Here is a 15349-nt window from a genome sequence, read left to right as displayed (position 1 = left end):
TAAGCTGTGACCCGCCCGGCCACCCGCAGTGGATTATGACGATGCTTTATCAAGACTCAGCGTGGAAACCATCAAGAAACCATCAAGGCAGAATGAATGAACACAAAACGTATTCTGATTATCGAGGACGACCGGGATGCGGCGAATGTGCTCGAAGCCTATCTTCGCCGTGAAAACTTCGGGGTCATACTGGCCCATGATGGAAAAGCAGGACTTGAAGCCGCCCTTACCCAGCATCCTGCACTTATTCTGCTTGATATCATGCTGCCGGGTATGACCGGAACAGAAATACTCAGCCGGCTGCGCCGCGAATCCGATGTTCCCGTGATAATGGTCACCGCAATGGGCGAGGCCCCGGACCGTATCGGGGCCTTACGCTTCGGTGCGGATGATTATGTCGTCAAACCTTATCATCCGGGTGAGGTCGTGGCCCGGGTGCAGGCGGTGTTACGGCGTGGGGCGGCAGCGCATGCTAGCGCTGAAAATTATCGCCGGGTGGGGGCCGTTGAACTCAACCGGGACACCATGTCAGTCGCTGTTATTCACGATGAAAACCGGGTGCACCTTGAGCTGACCCCCACCGAGTTTTCACTGCTGGACATGATGATGACCCGCCCCCGGAGCGTCTGTTCCCGTCAGACGCTGCTTGAACACTGCCTGCCGGAAAGTGATGCGCTGGAGAGGGTGGTTGATACACACATCTATAACCTACGCCGCAAACTGGAAAAAGCGGGGGTCAGCGGTGTGCTGACCAGCGTGAGAGGGATCGGTTACCGGTATCTGCAGCCATGAAAAAAAGAGAGTCCCGTTCATTATGGCGCTGGATTTGCGTCAGGGTGTTGTCGCTGGCGGCCGGCAGTGTCGTGCTTATCGCCCTGTGCATGTGGCTGCGTTTTGCCCTGCTGGATGCCTGGGTACAGCATCGGATGCCGGAGGCGGTACGACAGGAATTTCTGCATCTGCGGGAAAATCCCGATCTTAATCGCATCCGTTACCATGAAATTATTGATGACTGGTACGGACTGCAGTTCTCAGATCCGTCCATTGCGTCAACAGACTGGCTGACGCTGGGAGGGCTGGTCCTGTTTGTGACACCGCTGATAATTATGCTCGGTTTGCTGGCCGCCCGGCCTCTCGCCCGGCAGTTCGGTCTGCTGACGCGAGCCTCCGCAGCGATAGCGCAGGGGCGTTTTACCACTCGCTCAAAAATGGATGCAAGTGCGCCCTCTGAATTGATGTTGTTTACGCAGAACTTCAATACCATGGCCGAAAGACTTGAACGTTATGACCGGGAATTACGGGCATCTCATGTTGCAGCCGCGCATGAACTGCGCTCTCCACTGACGGCCGCGGTGGGCCGTCTACAGGGAATGATGGACGGCGTATTCCCGGCTGATAAAGCGCAGATGAATATGGTGATGAACCAGCTCCTGAGCCTCAGCCGTCTGATTGATGATTTGCACCTGCTCTCACTGGCTGATGCAGGGCAGCTTACGCTGAATAAACAACGCTTCTCACCCGCCGGATTACTGCAGGAAAAGATTGCCTGGCTACGGCCACAGGCTACCGCCGGGCATTTCGGTTACGACACGGATATCCCTCCGGGAGAATGTTGTGCGGACCCGCTGCGAATCGGACAGGTCTTTACCATTTTAATGGAGAACGCACTGCGTTACGCGACGGAAGGCGGGAAGCAAACGATACAGGGTTCCGTTCAGTCAGGCTACTGGACGTTCTCCTTCCGGGATTACGGCGCGGGCGTCGAACCGGATTTTCTGCCGGTGATGTTTGACCGGTTTACCCGTTCTGATGTTTCCCGTTCCCGTCATTCAGGAGGCAGTGGACTGGGTCTGTCGATTGCCAGAGCCATTTGTGAGTCTCACGGCGGAACGCTGACCGCCAGTATCCCGCAAGAGGGGAACGGACTCCTGTTTCGGGTGAAACTGCCCGTATGAGTTTTCTTTTTCACTTTTCTTGACCAAATCTTGATGGTTCGTCGAACGTATCTGGACACACCTGCGGTTTACTCATGGCAGCATTTTTTCCGGAGGCTGCCATGCCATCATATTCATTCATCCCCCTGATAGCGTCTTTGCTTTTCTGGCGACGGGGCTCAGCCCTGGTTTTCGCCCTCGCCCTGCAACTGACCGGCTGTGATAATGAGCCGGTATCCCGCCATGTCCCACCAAGACCGGTGATGACCACGGAGGTATCTGCCGGCAATCATGGCGGACAGACGCTGATGACCGGTGAAATATTGCCCCATGAAGAGACGATTATCGGCTTCCGTACCGATGGCCGGATGGTGAAACGACTCACGGATGTGGGGCAGTCAGTGGTTGCCGGGCAGGTACTGGCTGAACTGGATGATACCGATTTGCGTAATCAGTACCGCAGTGCTCAGGCGGCAGTACAGGAAGCCGAGGCAAGCGCCAGGCTTGCTGAGATAAACCTGCGACGCATGACGCTGCTTGCCCCGCAGGGTGCGGTTGCCCGGGTTCAGCTTGACGAGGCCCGCACAAACCGCGACACGGCAACAGCAAAACTGCAGAGCGCTCAGGCCGACCTGAGCAGTGCAGCGGACCGTCTGGGGTATGCGCGACTGCTCTCACCGGTTACCGGGGTGGTCACCACCGTCAGCGCCGGTCCGGGACAGGTAGTGACCACCGGACAGGAAATCCTGCGGGTGGCGCAGTCAGGGGCCCGTGATGCGGTCTTCAGCGTACCGGGGGCTCTGGCTGACACCCTGAAACAGCAGCAGACACTCACCCTGCGTATGGCGGATAACCCGTCGGTGTCGGTAACCGGAACGCTGCGTGACATCAGCCCGCAGGCCGACACACAGACCCGGACCTGGCGGGTACGCTATGACCTTGAGAATGCACCCGCGGTAATGGCTATGGGGGCGACGGTCACCGGGTCATTACCCCTGGGCGGCAGTGAAGTGTTTCAGGTACCGGCATCTGCCCTGACGAGGAAAGAACAGAAACCGGCAGTGTTCGTGGTGGACACCGGCAAAAATCGCCTGCGCCTGACACCCGTTGACATTGCGGCCTATATGACCGATTCGGTGCTCATCCGCAAAGGGCTGACAGCCGGTGAACAGGTGGTCACTGCCGGGGTCAGTCAGTTACGTGACGGGGAAAACGTGCTGACGGAGAACCAAAAATGAAAAATGTTATGCACGCTTCCGGCGGTTTTAATCTTTCTGCCTGGGCACTGGCCCACCGACAACTGGTGGCTTTTCTGATGCTGATGGTCACGGTGACAGGCGTCATGAGCTTTCTAAATCTGCCGCGCAGCGAAGATCCGGCGTTTACCATTAAGACCGCCGTGGTGTCGGCACAGTGGCCGGGCGCAACGGTAAAAGATACCGTCAGTTTCGTCACCGACACGCTGGAGAAGAAGCTCCAGGAAATCCCACATCTGGATTATATCGAGAGTTACACGCGTCCGGGCTCGTCGGTGATTTTTGTGAACCTGCGTGATGACACACCGCCGTCAGAGGTTGCGGGTATCTGGTATAGCGTGCGGAAAAAGATGGACGACATCCGGGCATCCCTGCCGGACGGCACCACCACCCCGGCCGTGGATGATGAATTCGATGATACATACGGCACAATTTATGGCTTCACGTCGGACGGCTTCACTCCCCGGCAGTTACGCGATACCGTCGATGATATCCGGACATCTCTGCTGGCTGTTCCGGGAACAGGGAAAGTTACGCTGCTGGGTGACAGCGAACAACAGGTGGTGATTGCTTTTGATCCACTGAAACTGTCGGGAATGGGACTCGATCTTCAGCAGGTGACGGCGGCTCTGCAGGCACAGAATGCCGTCACGCCCGCCGGACGTATCCGGACATCACAGGAAAATATGTCGGTGGAAGTCAGTGGCGCCTTCACATCCGTGGACAGCCTGCGGCAAATTGTGCTGCATACCGGAAACCGTTTTATCCCACTCACCGATTTGGCCACGGTCACACTGCAGCAGGCAGATCCGCCCTCACCGGAGTTTAGGGTTAACGGTAAACCAGCACTCGGGCTGGCGATTTCGATGGCTCGCGGTGGAAATATTGTTGATTTTGGTCGGGCGCTGAACGCGACGATGGACAGGATCCGCACGCATCTTCCTTACGGGATCAGTGTGGAGAAGGTGGCAGACCAGTCGGCCGTAGTCAGTGACGCGGTGGGAGGATTCGTCCAGGTGCTGGTTGAGGCCGTTATTATTGTGCTGGCCGTTTCTTTTGTTTCGCTGGGCAGCCGGGCAGGTCTGGTGGTCGCCGTGGCCATTCCGCTGGTGCTGGCCATGACATTTACCGGGATGGAACTGGCCGGAATAGGGCTACAGCGAATCTCCCTCGGTGCCCTGATCATTGCACTGGGACTGCTGGTTGATGATGCCATGATCACCGTAGAAGCCATGGTGTCGCGGCTTGAGGCTGGCGATGCCCTGAGTGTGGCCGCCACGCAGGTATTTCGTACCACCGCGTTCCCGATGCTGACGGGGACACTGGTGATGATTGCCGGATTTATACCGGTGGGATTTGCGGCATCGAGCGCAGGAGAATACTGCTACTCCCTGTTTGTGGTGGTACTGACAGCGCTGCTGAGCTCATGGCTGGTTGCGGTTCTTTTCTCGCCGCTTACCGGCGTCTGGTTACTGCCGGAACAGCATTCACATCAGTCACATAAGCACAGTTTCTTTCACCGTCATTATACCCGCCTGCTCGACCGGGTGATGCAGCACCGGCGCAAGACACTCGGTTGTGCCCTGGCGATACTGATATTGTCCGGGGGCGGAGCCCTGCTGATGCAGGGTGAGTTTTTCCCAGCGTCCGATCGCCCGGAGCTGCTGGTGAGCCTGACTCTGCCGCAGAATGTCAGCCAGGCACAGACGCACCGCGACGTCCTGAAGTTTGAAGCGAAGTTGCGCGATAATCCTGATATTGACCATTACTCAAGCTACATCGGTTCCGGCGCTGTGCGTTTTTATCTGCCGATGGATGTTCTGCTGCAGAAAGAGAACATTGCCCAGCTGGTCGTAGTGGCGAAAAATGAAGCGGCGAGAAACCGGCTGCAGAAACAGCTTGAGCAGATCCTGTCGAAAGATTTCAGTACGCTCACAACCCGGGTATCCACACTGGAGCTGGGCCCTCCGGTGGGCTGGCCGGTCAGATACCGGGTATCCGGGCCGGATAATACCCGTGTACGTGAACTGGCCACGCAACTGGCAGGGATGATTGCCCGCAATCCCGATACCCGGGGTGTCAATCTGACGTCCGGTGAACCGGAGCGGGTCATCCGTCTGCGGGTGGATCAGACGCAGGCGCGTGCCACCGGCATGACGTCTCAGTCACTGGCAGGAACGCTTGCCACGCTGTTTTCCGGAACCACCGTGACCACCCTGCGCGACCGTAACCGCCAGATTGATGTGGTGCTGCGGGGAAATGAAGCCTCACGACAAAACCCGGCGTTACTGAATGCTCTGATGCTGACATCATCGACCGGGAATAAAGTTCCCCTGGGACAGGTCGCCACGCCAGAATGGACGCTGGATGATCCGGTTATCTGGCGTCGGCAGCGGTTGCCGTTTATCACGGTTCAGTCGGATACCGCGCCCGGCGTTCGTGCAGAGACCGTGTCATCGGCACTCTCTCCGGTGGTTGCCGGTTTCCGGGAGAGTCTCCCGCCGGGTTACAGTGTGGAGGAAGGTGGAGTGGTTGTGGAATCGGAGAAAGGAAACAGCTCAGTGTATGCGGTATTGCCTGTCACGCTGATGGTGATGCTGTTACTGCTGATGATTCAGTTACAACGCTTTTCGTCGATGCTGCTGGCCCTGCTGATGGCACCGTTTGGTTTGCCTGGGATAGTTGTGGCTATGCTGCCTTTTGGCATACCGATGGGGTTTGTGGCGCTGCTGGGGATCATTGCACTGGCCGGGATGATCATCCGTAATGCCGTCATTCTTATTAGCGAAGTGGATGTGGGGATGAAAAATGGTTTCACTGCGGATGAGGCGATCAAAGTCGCCGCGCTGCACCGTTCACGCCCCATCATGCTGACCGCTTCGGCGGCCATTCTCGGGATGCTGCCGATTGCCCGGGATGTTTTCTGGGGACCGATGGCATTTGCCATTATTGGTGGGCTGCTTTCAGCCACACTGGCAACGCTGACACTACTGCCGGCAGCAATAAGTCTAATCTTTCACTGGAAACCGTATCCCTGACGAGTCCTGCCGTATCATCGCCTAGTGCTTCGACTAATGATTGCAACCCGCGGATATGGGGATGACCGTCGCTGCCGGTTGCGACTGCTAGGATCATGGCGCCGGACGCCGCCATGACCTGCTGGATCGTGGTGAACTCAGGAGGGGATTCGGCGTGTGAGACAGCGACTATCTGTGACCTCCGAATGAGGTGAATGGATGGTTCGTCGTTGTCTGAGCGCGCACTGGTTCAGTCGTCTTTCCCAGAACCACTTCAAGTACCAGCGCAATTTCGAGCATCCAGGGGATGGGACCCAGCAGACGTTTGAGGATAGCACGCACCTGGTCCGGAGGCTGTTCACGCACTTCGTTATAGCCACATTGACCCAGCCGGGTCTGCACCTCGGCTTCGGAAAGTCCCTTCACGATATTCTCAGGGAGCATCTCCATACACCCTTCTCCGGAAATACCTGACCCGGCAGGTCAGGTATGTTGTTATGGCGATAAAATGAAAATCTGCCGGAGACATGGCGCGGTTAAGTGTATGGCGCATATGCTTTTACAGCAGTGTCATCACAAAGAAACCAGTGGCAGTCATCAGAAGCGAGCCAGTTACGTGCGTCAGTACGGAAATGACAGCCCATGCATAATTGCCATTCTGAAGTAACACCACCACCTCAGCAGAAAAGGTGGAAAAGGTTGTCATACCGCCACATATGCCGGTGGTAATAAAAAACTTCCAGGCGGGATCAAGGTGAGGCTGCCGGACAAAAAAGGCCAGTGCCATACCGATGATAAATCCGCCAACCAGATTAACCACCAGGGTACCAGGTGGAAGATTGGGGAAAAGTGCATTGAGACGCATGGACAGTATCCAGCGGATCACACAGCCGATCGATCCGCCTATCACCACCGCGAATAATGATTTGTACATACCACCTCGCTGAAATCAGGGCACCATCAGACCGTCATTCAAGGGAATAACGTGCGGTGATGGCCCGTTTTTCATTCATTTCATACAGTACGGGGATTCCCGTCAGGACATGCAGATCGGGAACCTTATTTTCATCAATCTGCTCAATAAACATGGTCAGCGCACGCAGTGTATTAGCATGACTGACCAGCAACATGGTTTCGCCACTGGCGACGCGCAGGACAATGACGTGGTGCCAGTAAGGCAACAACCTTCGTTGCGTCATTTCCAGACTTTCTCCCCCCGGCAAATCCGTCAGGGACACATGACGATAACGTGCCTCACGATGAAGTGAAGCAGGTGCATCCGGCAACGGAGGGGAGATACCACGATAGCTCCTCCGCCAGTGATAAACGATTTTCTGGCCAATCTGTTGAGTGGCTTCATCTTTGTTCATTCCCTGAAGCGCACCGTAATGACGTTCATTTAACCGCCATGATTTGTCCACCGGTAACCACAATTGATTCAGCGCTTCCATTATCAGCCAGAGCGAATGAATTGCCCGGTTCAGAACGGATGTGCAGGCTCCATCTATGATTGTAGTGGCACACTGATTCCGGACCGTTTTATCAGGTTTGCTGCGCGCCGGGTTTCCTCCACTCCTTTCAGCATCAGCGGGACATTTTCCCATCCGGTAAAACGATTTTGCGATTCAACTAACTTTCGCCATGGCGGAGTAAAATAATTTTCCCCATAACAACTACCTGTCTGTCACCCACAACTGAACCGGAAGGACCTGAACCCGTTGAGTTGTTTGTACTGATTACCCGGATTTACCTGGACTCCGGTCAAGGAGGTGACGCATCAGAAGATGGGCACCGCTCCCGATGAACAGCGCGATTACAACGGCACTGGTATCATCCGGCAGTATATTAAAAAAGGCATCAGCGATCAGGAAAACCAGACAGTTTGCCTGGATCCCCGTTGCTGTTACAGTATGAGTATTTTTCCGTTCACAGAACCACCCTACCCCTTCCCGTATCTGAGCATACGGGAAGGGTGACGGAATCAGCGTTTTTTGAAGGCGGCTTTACCGGCGAAGATGGCGGCATCACCTAATTCATCTTCAATACGCATCAGTTGATTGTATTTCTCAATGCGCTCCCCACGGCTGGGTGCACCGGTTTTCAGGTGACCAGCCCGCAGGCCGACGGTCATATCTGCAATGAAGCTGTCCACGGTTTCCCCGCTCCGGTGCGAAATAAAGGTTCCCCAGTTGTTATCCTGACACAACTGGACGGCTTCGATGGTTTCACTCAGGGTGCCTATCTGGTTCAGTTTGATCAATGCGGCATTGGCCAGGTTTTCATCGATACCTCGCTGGATATATTTCACATTGGTCACAAAGATATCATCGCCAACCAGCTCAACTTTATCGCCGAGCGCGCGGTGCAGGAGCTGCCAGCCGGCCCAGTCGTCTTCCGCAAGGCCATCTTCAATCAGGACTATCGGGAAATCCTTCACCAGTTGCTCATAGTAGCGGGTCATTTCGTCGGCGCTGAGCCGGGTATTTTCGGTACGCAGGGTATATTTCCCATCGACGTAGAATTCACTGGAGGCCGGATCCATGCAAATAACGATATCTTCGCCTGGGCGGTATCCCGCCTTGCTAATTGCCTCCACGATAAGCTCCAGCGGCTGACGGTTTGAGGAAACGGCCGGTGCAAAACCGCCTTCATCGCCCACGCCGGCGGATAAACCTTTTTCCAGCAGGACCTGACGCAGGGCCTGGTAGACCTCACTGCCCCAGCGAATAGCTTCGCGTACGGAAGAGGCTCCCCATGGTGCAATCATAAACTCCTGAAAATCAGCGCCCTGCCAGCGGGCATGAACTCCGCCGTTAATGATATTCATACAGGGAACCGGCAGCAGATTCGCGCCGACGCCACCCAGATAGCGGTAGAGCGGGGTAGAGGATAGTTGTGCCGCCAGGCGGGATACTGCCAGCGATACGCCAAGGATCGCATTAGCACCCAGCCGGCCTTTGTTTTCTGTGCCATCAAGGGCAATCAGACAGTTGTCGATTTCTTTCTGGCGGCGTACATCGTAGCCCTGCAGGGCATCGTTAATTTCGGTATTGACGCACTGGACCGCATCCTGAACACCTTTACCGCCAAAACGTGTCTTGTCATCATCGCGATGCTCGATGGCTTCACGGGAGCCGGTGCTGGCACCGGAAGGAACGGAGGCACGGGCCATACTGCCCCCTACAGAAGTCACTTCAACCTCTACGGTCGGGTTACCGCGGGAATCCAGAATTTCTCTTGCGATGATACATTCAATTTCAAAGCTCATAAGTTTGACCTTCTTTTAAGGGGCTGGAATATGTTTAATCAGAACATCAACAGAAAGGTGATTGATGAATTCGAAAGAAAAGGAGGAAAAAACCCCGAACAGGCGGTTTTCATGCCCCAGCATGACCAGATCGATATCTTCATGCTGAACAACGGCCTCAACGTCCCGGAAACGATGGATGCTGACGATGGACCTGACGTTGATATCAATACTGCTGGACTCCACCAGACGGCTAAGCATTGCCTTTGCATCAATAACTTCGCGGGACTGACGGTCTTTGGTTAATGAGTCACTGGTATAATCCAGTTCCCTATAGTCAGCACTGAGATGCCCGACAGTAATACGGGTGCCCATCTCTTTTGCCAGACGTTCTGCCTGCTCAAGCAACAGCAGACCATCGGTTTCATTCTGTACAAGTAACAAGGCATGCCGGTAAATTTGCATAAATCACCTCTTATAAGAAGCGAAGCGGTTGGTCAGCCAGGGGAGGATTTCTTTTTTCCGGCTTGTCATGCCGGGCAGCGATACCTGGCGGGAGCCTGTCAGGCTGCTGTCTGAAAAAAGCAAAACGGAGTTCCGGCTGGTAATGTCTGTCACCATCAGGATCACCATGTCCAGCACGCTGTCCTTGCAGGTTTTATCCATTTCCTGCAGTAGCTCAGGCAACAGGGGAGTAATATCAGCCATGTCGCGGACCTCAATTTGTGACAACAACAGCGGCACATCATGGATCCGGTAATTTTTGGCGTCACGATTGAGTAAAACCGACGCGGATTGCCCGGTTATATCTGTTTTGGCTCGCAGCAGCCCTGTCACAAACTGGTCATAATCGATACCGGCGATTTCCCGCAAAACAGCCACGGATTCCTGATCCTGAGTGGTGGTGGTGGGACCCGTCAGCGCAACGGTATCACTGAGGATCGCCCCCATCAGCAACACAGCCTGAGCGGCAGTCAGCGGCATCGGAATGTCATGCATGAGAATTGAGAGAATTACTGTTCCGCAGCATCCTACCGCCCGCACCCAGACATCCGGTGGATTGCGGGTAACAAGGGTACCAATACGATGATGGTCAATGATGCCGATGACGTTGCTGTCCATCAGCGAAGACGGTCCCTGCTCTGCATCCGTAAAATCAACCAGCCATACGGTTTTATCTGTCAGATCGACGGTGAGTAAATCGGGTTGTGAAACACCCGCAGCGTTGAGGATATAACGGGTTTCCGGGGTGATATCCCCCAGGCGCCAGGGCGTTGCGGGACGACCGGTGTAATTAAGCCAGTCAGCCACAACCAGCGCGCTGCAAATAGCATCGCTGTCAGGATTTCGATGACCGAAGACATAAATCGGATTATCTCTTTGAAAAGAGAGAGATTCTGCGGTAAGCGGTAATGTGGTTTTATTTTGCATAGCTATACCTGACATACATGCCTATAAGAGGACAACTTCATCTGTATATCAGGCGCCATCATCCGGTGTTGAAAAACCGGCGGTTGGGAAAGGTGGAGCACCATCACCTTGTAAATCAATCTTATATGGGCCTTTGCATTAAATCAATATTTATTGTTGGCCCTCGGTTTCGTACACACAAGTACATCCTGTCCCGCCAAAAACGTTTACAATAGTGCGCCGAATGAAGCAATTTATACCTTCTTAATTATATTTATGATGAGTATTATCGCCGACGTATCCTGACTCAGCTTAACCGGAGAGAAGGTCGTAATGCAGTGGCTAGGGCAATCTGTTATGGCCAGCGTGGTGAGATCAGAAAACGTTACAGTGAGGGATTGCGTGTGAGGTCGCCAGCGGAACCAGATGCATCCCACTGGGGGACAGCCAGTCCGGCTATTTGCTCTGCGACCATCTCTTGCGTTAACTGGTCAGGTTCAGGGTAGTACAGTCCCGGGTTACTTATCTAGGACTGCAGTCATGCGGGCAAAGTTGTTCTGGTCAGCACTGGTGATGCGGTAGGACGAAGCACCGGATTCCTTGGCGATAGCGGCAATTTTCGCTTCCGCGTTGCTGAGTGTGTCAGCAGTAACACTGACTGACTGGGCGAAGCCAGAGAAAGAGACTACGGAGAGCATACTGGCAGCAACAAGCAGTTTGATATTTTTCATGGTCATATTCCTTGGGTTATCTGGTCATCTGGTGATACCGGCATCATCGCCGTCTCACCTGTTGATGTGCATTAAAAACCCTGTAGTAAATACAGGGTCAATAAGTTATTTTGTAAATTATTGTTGGCTGTGTTTTTTCGTTTTCATACAACCCAGCTCTTGAAAGAGCCTCACCGTGGCTGACGAGGCATGAGAAAATACGGCCGTAACAGACACCGCGAAACCGGGATTGCGCTGGGGAGATAGGTCGGTGCAGGGCCGTTAACTTACAGGATTAGTGAGGGTTTATGATGTTATGGCTACTGATTAAGTACGCGATCACCGCCGGAATGGTTGTTTTTATCTCTGAAGTTGCCAAGCGTAGTGATCGGCTTGGTGGTCTTGTCGCCGCGCTTCCCCTGGTTACTGTGCTTGTGCTCGTGTGGATGAAGCTGGAAGGACAGAGTCAGCAAAAAATAGCCAATCATGCGTGGTATACATTCTGGTATGTAGTGCCGACACTACCTATGTTTTTACTATTCCCTGTTTTCTGTCAGCGATTTGGCTTTTGGATCACGCTGGGTAGCTGCTGCGTCGTAACCGTCCTTATTTTCTTTTTGTGGGCCAGTGCGTTACGCCGTTTTGGCATAAATCTGATGTGATAATGTACGCTGTTGTGAAGCCAACTGCACTATTGCCGGAGGAAACACCGACTAACTCCGAACCATATCAGGCTTTTTAACAGGATAAGAGAGTTTTCAAGGGGGCCGGCTTCCTGCCGGAAGCGCGGTTCTTTCTGTCAAAGACAAATTCAGATGTTCTGGGGAGGTGCGGATATTACAACTATTATACTCGCTGTCTTTCCTTATTGATAATGTCACCCTGATTTCCCGGTTTTAAATGTCACTTTCTGCTGATTTCTGATGAAGAAAAAAGGGCAGTGAGCTCATTTTTTCAGGCTTGATTTGAAAAGAGAGGGTTCAGCCAGAACCGGATTGATGGCTCTGAGCTGAGCCTGAATCTGTGCCCGCCTTTTAGGCATACTCTGGCTGCGCCTTTCTTTTTCCTGCGGCTTCAAGCTCATCCTGTTTTTCCTTCGCCAGCTTCAGCACCGCGTCAAGCCTTTTGTTATCAACGATGCGCCCCTGACTGATGCAGTCCAGCTTATCGAACATCTGATATTTCAGTGTTCTGTTTCCATGGCGGAATTTGAGCGTACCGTCCGTATAATCAAAAGCGAGGATTTCTTCTCCGACTATGCGTGAGTTTTCGTCAGTGGGATCAACCAGATAAAGGATTTTTTCATACTGAAAAGTCAGTGCTTTTGAGAGCGTCCGAAGCGTCTGCCAGGCGAAAATGTCGTCCAGTTCCAGGTGGCTCTCTAGACCGTGCGGTGAAGGTTTTTCGGGTATTTTGCCAGTCTGGCAAAGCGGTGGTTGAAGTCGCTGATGAACGTTTCGATCCAGGCGTTGGCGGCATCAATGCAGGTGATATTCTCCAGGCACATCTCCTTAACCAGCCGCTCCTGCAGCGTCAGGTTGGCGCGCTTAACGCGGCCCTTGGCCTGAGAGCTGTTGGCACAGATACCCGCCAATAGTGGACACGCGACTAAGTGAGTAAACTCTCAACCAGAGGTAGCTCACATGACTAAATCAGTAACCGTCAGTAAAAAGCCGCGTAAACAGCACACTCCCGAATTCCGCCAGGAAGCTCTGAAGCTTGCTGAACGCATTGGCGTCGCTGCCGCTGCCCGCGAACTCAGTTTGTATGAATCGCAACTCTATGGCTGGCGAAAAAAACAACAGCAACAACTGACATCATCTGCACGCGAAAGCGAACTGGATGCTGAAAATGCCCGGCTTAAACGCCAGCTTGCGGAGCAGGCAGAGGAGCTGGCTATTCTCCAAAAGGCCGCGACATACTTCGCGAAGCTCCTGAAATGAAGTATGTTTTTATCGAAAAATATCAGGCTGAGTTCACCATCAAAGCCATGTGCCGGGTGCTGCGCGTGGCCCGTAGCGGCTGGTATGCCTGGTGCTCCCGGCGTCATCAGATAAACACGCGACAGCAGTTCCGTCTGGCCTGTGATGCCGCGGTTCTCAGAGCATTCACTGATGCAAAACAACGGTATGGTGCGCCACGGCTTGCGGATGAGCTCCCGGCCTACAACATCAAAACGATAGCTGGCAGCCTGCGTCGCCAGGGGCTTCGGGCAAAGGCAGCCCGCAAGTTCAGCCCGGTCAGTTATCGTGAGCATGGCTTGCCTGTGTCTGAGAACCTGCTGAAGCAGGACTTTTACGCCAGCGGCCCGAATCAGAAGTGGTCGGGAGACATCACCTACTTACGCACCGATGAAGGCTGGCTGTATCTGGCAGTGGTGATTGACCTGTGGTCGCGAGCTGTCATCGGCTGGTCAATGGCACCGCGAATGACGGCACAACTGACCTGCGATGCGTTGCAGATGGCGCTGTGGCGGCGTAAACGCCCGAAAAATGTCATTGTTCATACTGACCGTGGCAGCCAGTACTGTTCAGCGGACTATCAGGCGTTGCTGAAGCGGCATAATCTGCGCGGGAGCATGAGCGCGAAAGGCTGCTGTTACGACAATGCGTGTGTGGAAAGCTTCTTCCACTCGCTGAAAGTGGAATGCATCCACGGTGAACGCTTTATCAGCCGGGAAATGATGAGAACAACTGTATTTAATTATATTGAGTGCGATTACAATCGCTGGCGTCGCCACAGTGCCTGTGGTGGGCTCAGTCCTGAACAATTTGAAAACCAGAACCTTGCTTAGGGCCGTGTCCACATTACGTGGGTAGGATCAGTTCACACCAGGAAAACGATTAATGACTGGCGGCAGGATTATAACGAGTGCCGTCCACATTCATCGCTGGATTACCAGACTCCAGCTGAATTTCCAGCAGGCTGGCGAAACGGGAAATATGAAGAAAAACCAACCGACATTACTAATTGAAGGTTATATCTAATCCTGGGGTCAGTCCAGTTTATTTAGACAGTTTTGGCATTTCATGTCACGTGATTTAATGTCTGGGTATTTATTCTTTTGATCAGAGTAAAGCTAGAGTTGTTTGAAGGGAAGGGGATAGGAATGCGTGAGTTCCAGCCTCCAATTACCTGCAAAGACATATTTTGAAACCTATATAAATGGGGTAAGAAAAAATATCTTCAGTGTAAAACGATATAAAAATTGCCATATCTTATTGATTATGAGTGAATTTTATTGTTTAAGAAAAATTTCTCGATAAGTGGATGTTCAAGACAGTCAGCGCTATATAAAAAATACAATAAAAAGTATTGACCCTATAGTAGTTGCAGGGTTTTTAATGCTCATCAACAGGAAACGAGCAGTATGCTCTTATGATGAACATTAACTTTACTAGGGTTATCACTATGAAAAATATCAAACTTCTCGCAGCAGCTGGTTTTCTCTCTGTTGTCTCATTCTCTGGTATGGCGCAGACGGTCAGCGTAACTGCTTCCACTCTTGACAGTGCAGAAGCAAAAATTGCTGCTAAAGCAAAAGAAGCACAAACGTCATACAAAATTCTCTCTGCGTATACTGGTAATCGAGTGCATATGACCGCTAAATTAGGGGATTAATAGATAATCATTTTAGGGTATCTATAGGAATATATACCTTGATAAAATCTGCCACTATATACTAATTTTTAATGCTTGATATGCCACATGTTTTTTCCTTGAATAGACTTTAGCGGACTGCTGATAAAGAGTCCGTATTTTTTTAATGTAATAC

General features: G+C 52.8%; 14 protein-coding genes, 3 pseudogenes and 1 riboswitch. Of the genes and pseudogenes, 9 read left to right on the top strand and 8 right to left on the bottom strand.

Annotated elements, in window-relative coordinates; all coding sequences use genetic code 11:
• The first annotated feature begins 96 nt into the window (after nt 1–96).
• The 4 genes from ACOTZP_RS07150 (at nt 97) to ACOTZP_RS07135 (ending at nt 6228) form a co-directional block, all read left to right on the top strand.
• On the top strand, nt 97–792 hold the full coding sequence (locus ACOTZP_RS07150) for a response regulator (protein ID WP_032950081.1): 696 nt from the start codon (nt 97–99) through the stop codon (nt 790–792).
• Nucleotides 789–1955, top strand: a complete 1167-nt coding sequence (locus tag ACOTZP_RS07145) for a sensor histidine kinase (RefSeq protein WP_009652412.1) — start codon at nt 789–791, stop codon at nt 1953–1955. Before ACOTZP_RS07150 ends, ACOTZP_RS07145 begins: the two co-directional genes overlap by 4 nt.
• Before the next feature lie 101 nt (nt 1956–2056).
• Nucleotides 2057–3172, top strand: a complete 1116-nt coding sequence (locus ACOTZP_RS07140) for an efflux RND transporter periplasmic adaptor subunit (RefSeq protein ID WP_009652501.1) — start codon at nt 2057–2059, stop codon at nt 3170–3172.
• Complete coding sequence (locus tag ACOTZP_RS07135; RefSeq protein WP_016154444.1) at nt 3169–6228, top strand: efflux RND transporter permease subunit; 3060 nt, start codon at nt 3169–3171, stop codon at nt 6226–6228. Before ACOTZP_RS07140 ends, ACOTZP_RS07135 begins: the two co-directional genes overlap by 4 nt.
• Nucleotides 6229–6396: 168 nt before the next feature.
• Here the strand turns inward: ACOTZP_RS07135 and ACOTZP_RS07130 are convergent, their stop codons facing one another.
• The 6 genes from ACOTZP_RS07130 to ACOTZP_RS07105 form a co-directional block, all read right to left on the bottom strand.
• The gene (locus ACOTZP_RS07130) at nt 6397–6651 is read right to left on the bottom strand and encodes a cation-transporting P-type ATPase (RefSeq protein ID WP_197984771.1); all 255 of its coding nucleotides are present in this window, start codon (nt 6649–6651) and stop codon (nt 6397–6399) included.
• A gap of 115 nt (nt 6652–6766) precedes the next feature.
• A complete protein-coding gene (gene crcB, locus ACOTZP_RS07125) occupies nt 6767–7141 on the bottom strand; it encodes a fluoride efflux transporter CrcB (protein ID WP_016154442.1) in 375 nt (124 codons plus the stop codon).
• 34 nt (nt 7142–7175) lie between these two features.
• Entirely contained in the window at nt 7176–7811 is a 636-nt protein-coding gene (locus ACOTZP_RS07120; protein WP_223175621.1) for a 2,3-bisphosphoglycerate-dependent phosphoglycerate mutase, read from the bottom strand.
• A gap of 377 nt (nt 7812–8188) precedes the next feature.
• A complete protein-coding gene (eno, locus tag ACOTZP_RS07115; protein WP_009652415.1) occupies nt 8189–9475 on the bottom strand; it encodes a phosphopyruvate hydratase in 1287 nt (428 codons plus the stop codon).
• Nucleotides 9476–9490: 15 nt separating this feature from the next.
• The gene (locus tag ACOTZP_RS07110; protein WP_009652460.1) at nt 9491–9919 is read right to left on the bottom strand and encodes a universal stress protein; all 429 of its coding nucleotides are present in this window, start codon (nt 9917–9919) and stop codon (nt 9491–9493) included.
• A gap of 3 nt (nt 9920–9922) precedes the next feature.
• Nucleotides 9923–10885: a DHHA2 domain-containing protein gene (locus ACOTZP_RS07105; RefSeq protein ID WP_009652407.1), complete on the bottom strand. Its 963-nt coding sequence runs from the start codon at nt 10883–10885 to the stop codon at nt 9923–9925.
• Nucleotides 10886–10927: 42 nt separating this feature from the next.
• A riboswitch (Fluoride riboswitch) is annotated at nt 10928–11002 on the bottom strand.
• 116 nt (nt 11003–11118) lie between these two features.
• Between ACOTZP_RS07105 and ACOTZP_RS07100 the strand changes: the two are divergent.
• A pseudogene (locus ACOTZP_RS07100) lies at nt 11119–11262 on the top strand (Tn3 family transposase); the annotation flags it as partial.
• Between the two features lie 120 nt (nt 11263–11382).
• Here ACOTZP_RS07100 and ACOTZP_RS07095 read toward each other — a convergent pair.
• Nucleotides 11383–11595, bottom strand: coding sequence for a YdgH/BhsA/McbA-like domain containing protein (locus tag ACOTZP_RS07095; RefSeq protein ID WP_009652456.1), 213 nt, complete (start codon nt 11593–11595; stop codon nt 11383–11385).
• 290 nt (nt 11596–11885) lie between these two features.
• Here ACOTZP_RS07095 and ACOTZP_RS07090 point away from each other — a divergent pair, with 290 nt between their 5' ends.
• Nucleotides 11886–12236, top strand: a complete 351-nt coding sequence (locus tag ACOTZP_RS07090) for a DUF3147 family protein (protein WP_016154441.1) — start codon at nt 11886–11888, stop codon at nt 12234–12236.
• 284 nt (nt 12237–12520) lie between these two features.
• Here the strand turns inward: ACOTZP_RS07090 and ACOTZP_RS07085 are convergent.
• Nucleotides 12521–13159, bottom strand: a pseudogene (locus ACOTZP_RS07085) (ISNCY family transposase); the annotation flags it as partial.
• A gap of 58 nt (nt 13160–13217) precedes the next feature.
• Here ACOTZP_RS07085 and ACOTZP_RS07080 point away from each other — a divergent pair.
• The 3 genes and pseudogenes from ACOTZP_RS07080 to ACOTZP_RS07070 all read left to right on the top strand — a co-directional run bounded on the left by ACOTZP_RS07080 (nt 13218) and on the right by ACOTZP_RS07070 (nt 15195).
• A protein-coding gene (locus ACOTZP_RS07080; RefSeq protein ID WP_085954962.1) for an IS3 family transposase occupies nt 13218–14368 on the top strand; the annotation gives its coding sequence in 2 pieces (ribosomal slippage) (nt 13218–13479 and nt 13479–14368; 1152 coding nt in all).
• A gap of 30 nt (nt 14369–14398) precedes the next feature.
• Nucleotides 14399–14548, top strand: a pseudogene (locus ACOTZP_RS07075) (integrase core domain-containing protein); the annotation flags it as partial.
• A gap of 437 nt (nt 14549–14985) precedes the next feature.
• A complete protein-coding gene (locus tag ACOTZP_RS07070) occupies nt 14986–15195 on the top strand; it encodes a YdgH/BhsA/McbA-like domain containing protein (protein ID WP_032443218.1) in 210 nt (69 codons plus the stop codon).
• Nucleotides 15196–15349: the final 154 nt, after the last annotated feature.

Origin of the sequence: Enterobacter cloacae complex sp. SYL001 (genome assembly GCF_049237025.1) — a bacterium.
GTDB classification, from domain to species: Bacteria; Pseudomonadota; Gammaproteobacteria; order Enterobacterales; family Enterobacteriaceae; genus Enterobacter; species Enterobacter intestinihominis.
The sequence above is the reverse complement of the archived record's forward strand: the minus strand, read 5'-3'. Positions and strand labels throughout refer to the sequence as shown.

Bases quoted from the DNA above. Each gene is read 5' to 3' on its own strand.
- ACOTZP_RS07150 (WP_032950081.1), top strand. From the start codon at position 97: ATGAACACAAAACGTATTCTGATTATCGAGGACGACCGGGATGCGGCG.
- ACOTZP_RS07145 (WP_009652412.1), top strand. From the start codon at position 789: ATGAAAAAAAGAGAGTCCCGTTCATTATGGCGCTGGATTTGCGTCAGG.
- ACOTZP_RS07140 (WP_009652501.1), top strand. From the start codon at position 2,057: ATGCCATCATATTCATTCATCCCCCTGATAGCGTCTTTGCTTTTCTGG.
- ACOTZP_RS07135 (WP_016154444.1), top strand. From the start codon at position 3,169: ATGAAAAATGTTATGCACGCTTCCGGCGGTTTTAATCTTTCTGCCTGG.
- ACOTZP_RS07130 (WP_197984771.1), bottom strand. From the start codon at position 6,651: ATGCTCCCTGAGAATATCGTGAAGGGACTTTCCGAAGCCGAGGTGCAG.
- crcB (WP_016154442.1), bottom strand. From the start codon at position 7,141: ATGTACAAATCATTATTCGCGGTGGTGATAGGCGGATCGATCGGCTGT.
- ACOTZP_RS07120 (WP_223175621.1), bottom strand. From the start codon at position 7,811: ATGGGAAAATGTCCCGCTGATGCTGAAAGGAGTGGAGGAAACCCGGCG.
- eno (WP_009652415.1), bottom strand. From the start codon at position 9,475: ATGAGCTTTGAAATTGAATGTATCATCGCAAGAGAAATTCTGGATTCC.
- ACOTZP_RS07110 (WP_009652460.1), bottom strand. From the start codon at position 9,919: ATGCAAATTTACCGGCATGCCTTGTTACTTGTACAGAATGAAACCGAT.
- ACOTZP_RS07105 (WP_009652407.1), bottom strand. From the start codon at position 10,885: ATGCAAAATAAAACCACATTACCGCTTACCGCAGAATCTCTCTCTTTT.
- ACOTZP_RS07095 (WP_009652456.1), bottom strand. From the start codon at position 11,595: ATGAAAAATATCAAACTGCTTGTTGCTGCCAGTATGCTCTCCGTAGTC.
- ACOTZP_RS07090 (WP_016154441.1), top strand. From the start codon at position 11,886: ATGTTATGGCTACTGATTAAGTACGCGATCACCGCCGGAATGGTTGTT.
- ACOTZP_RS07070 (WP_032443218.1), top strand. From the start codon at position 14,986: ATGAAAAATATCAAACTTCTCGCAGCAGCTGGTTTTCTCTCTGTTGTC.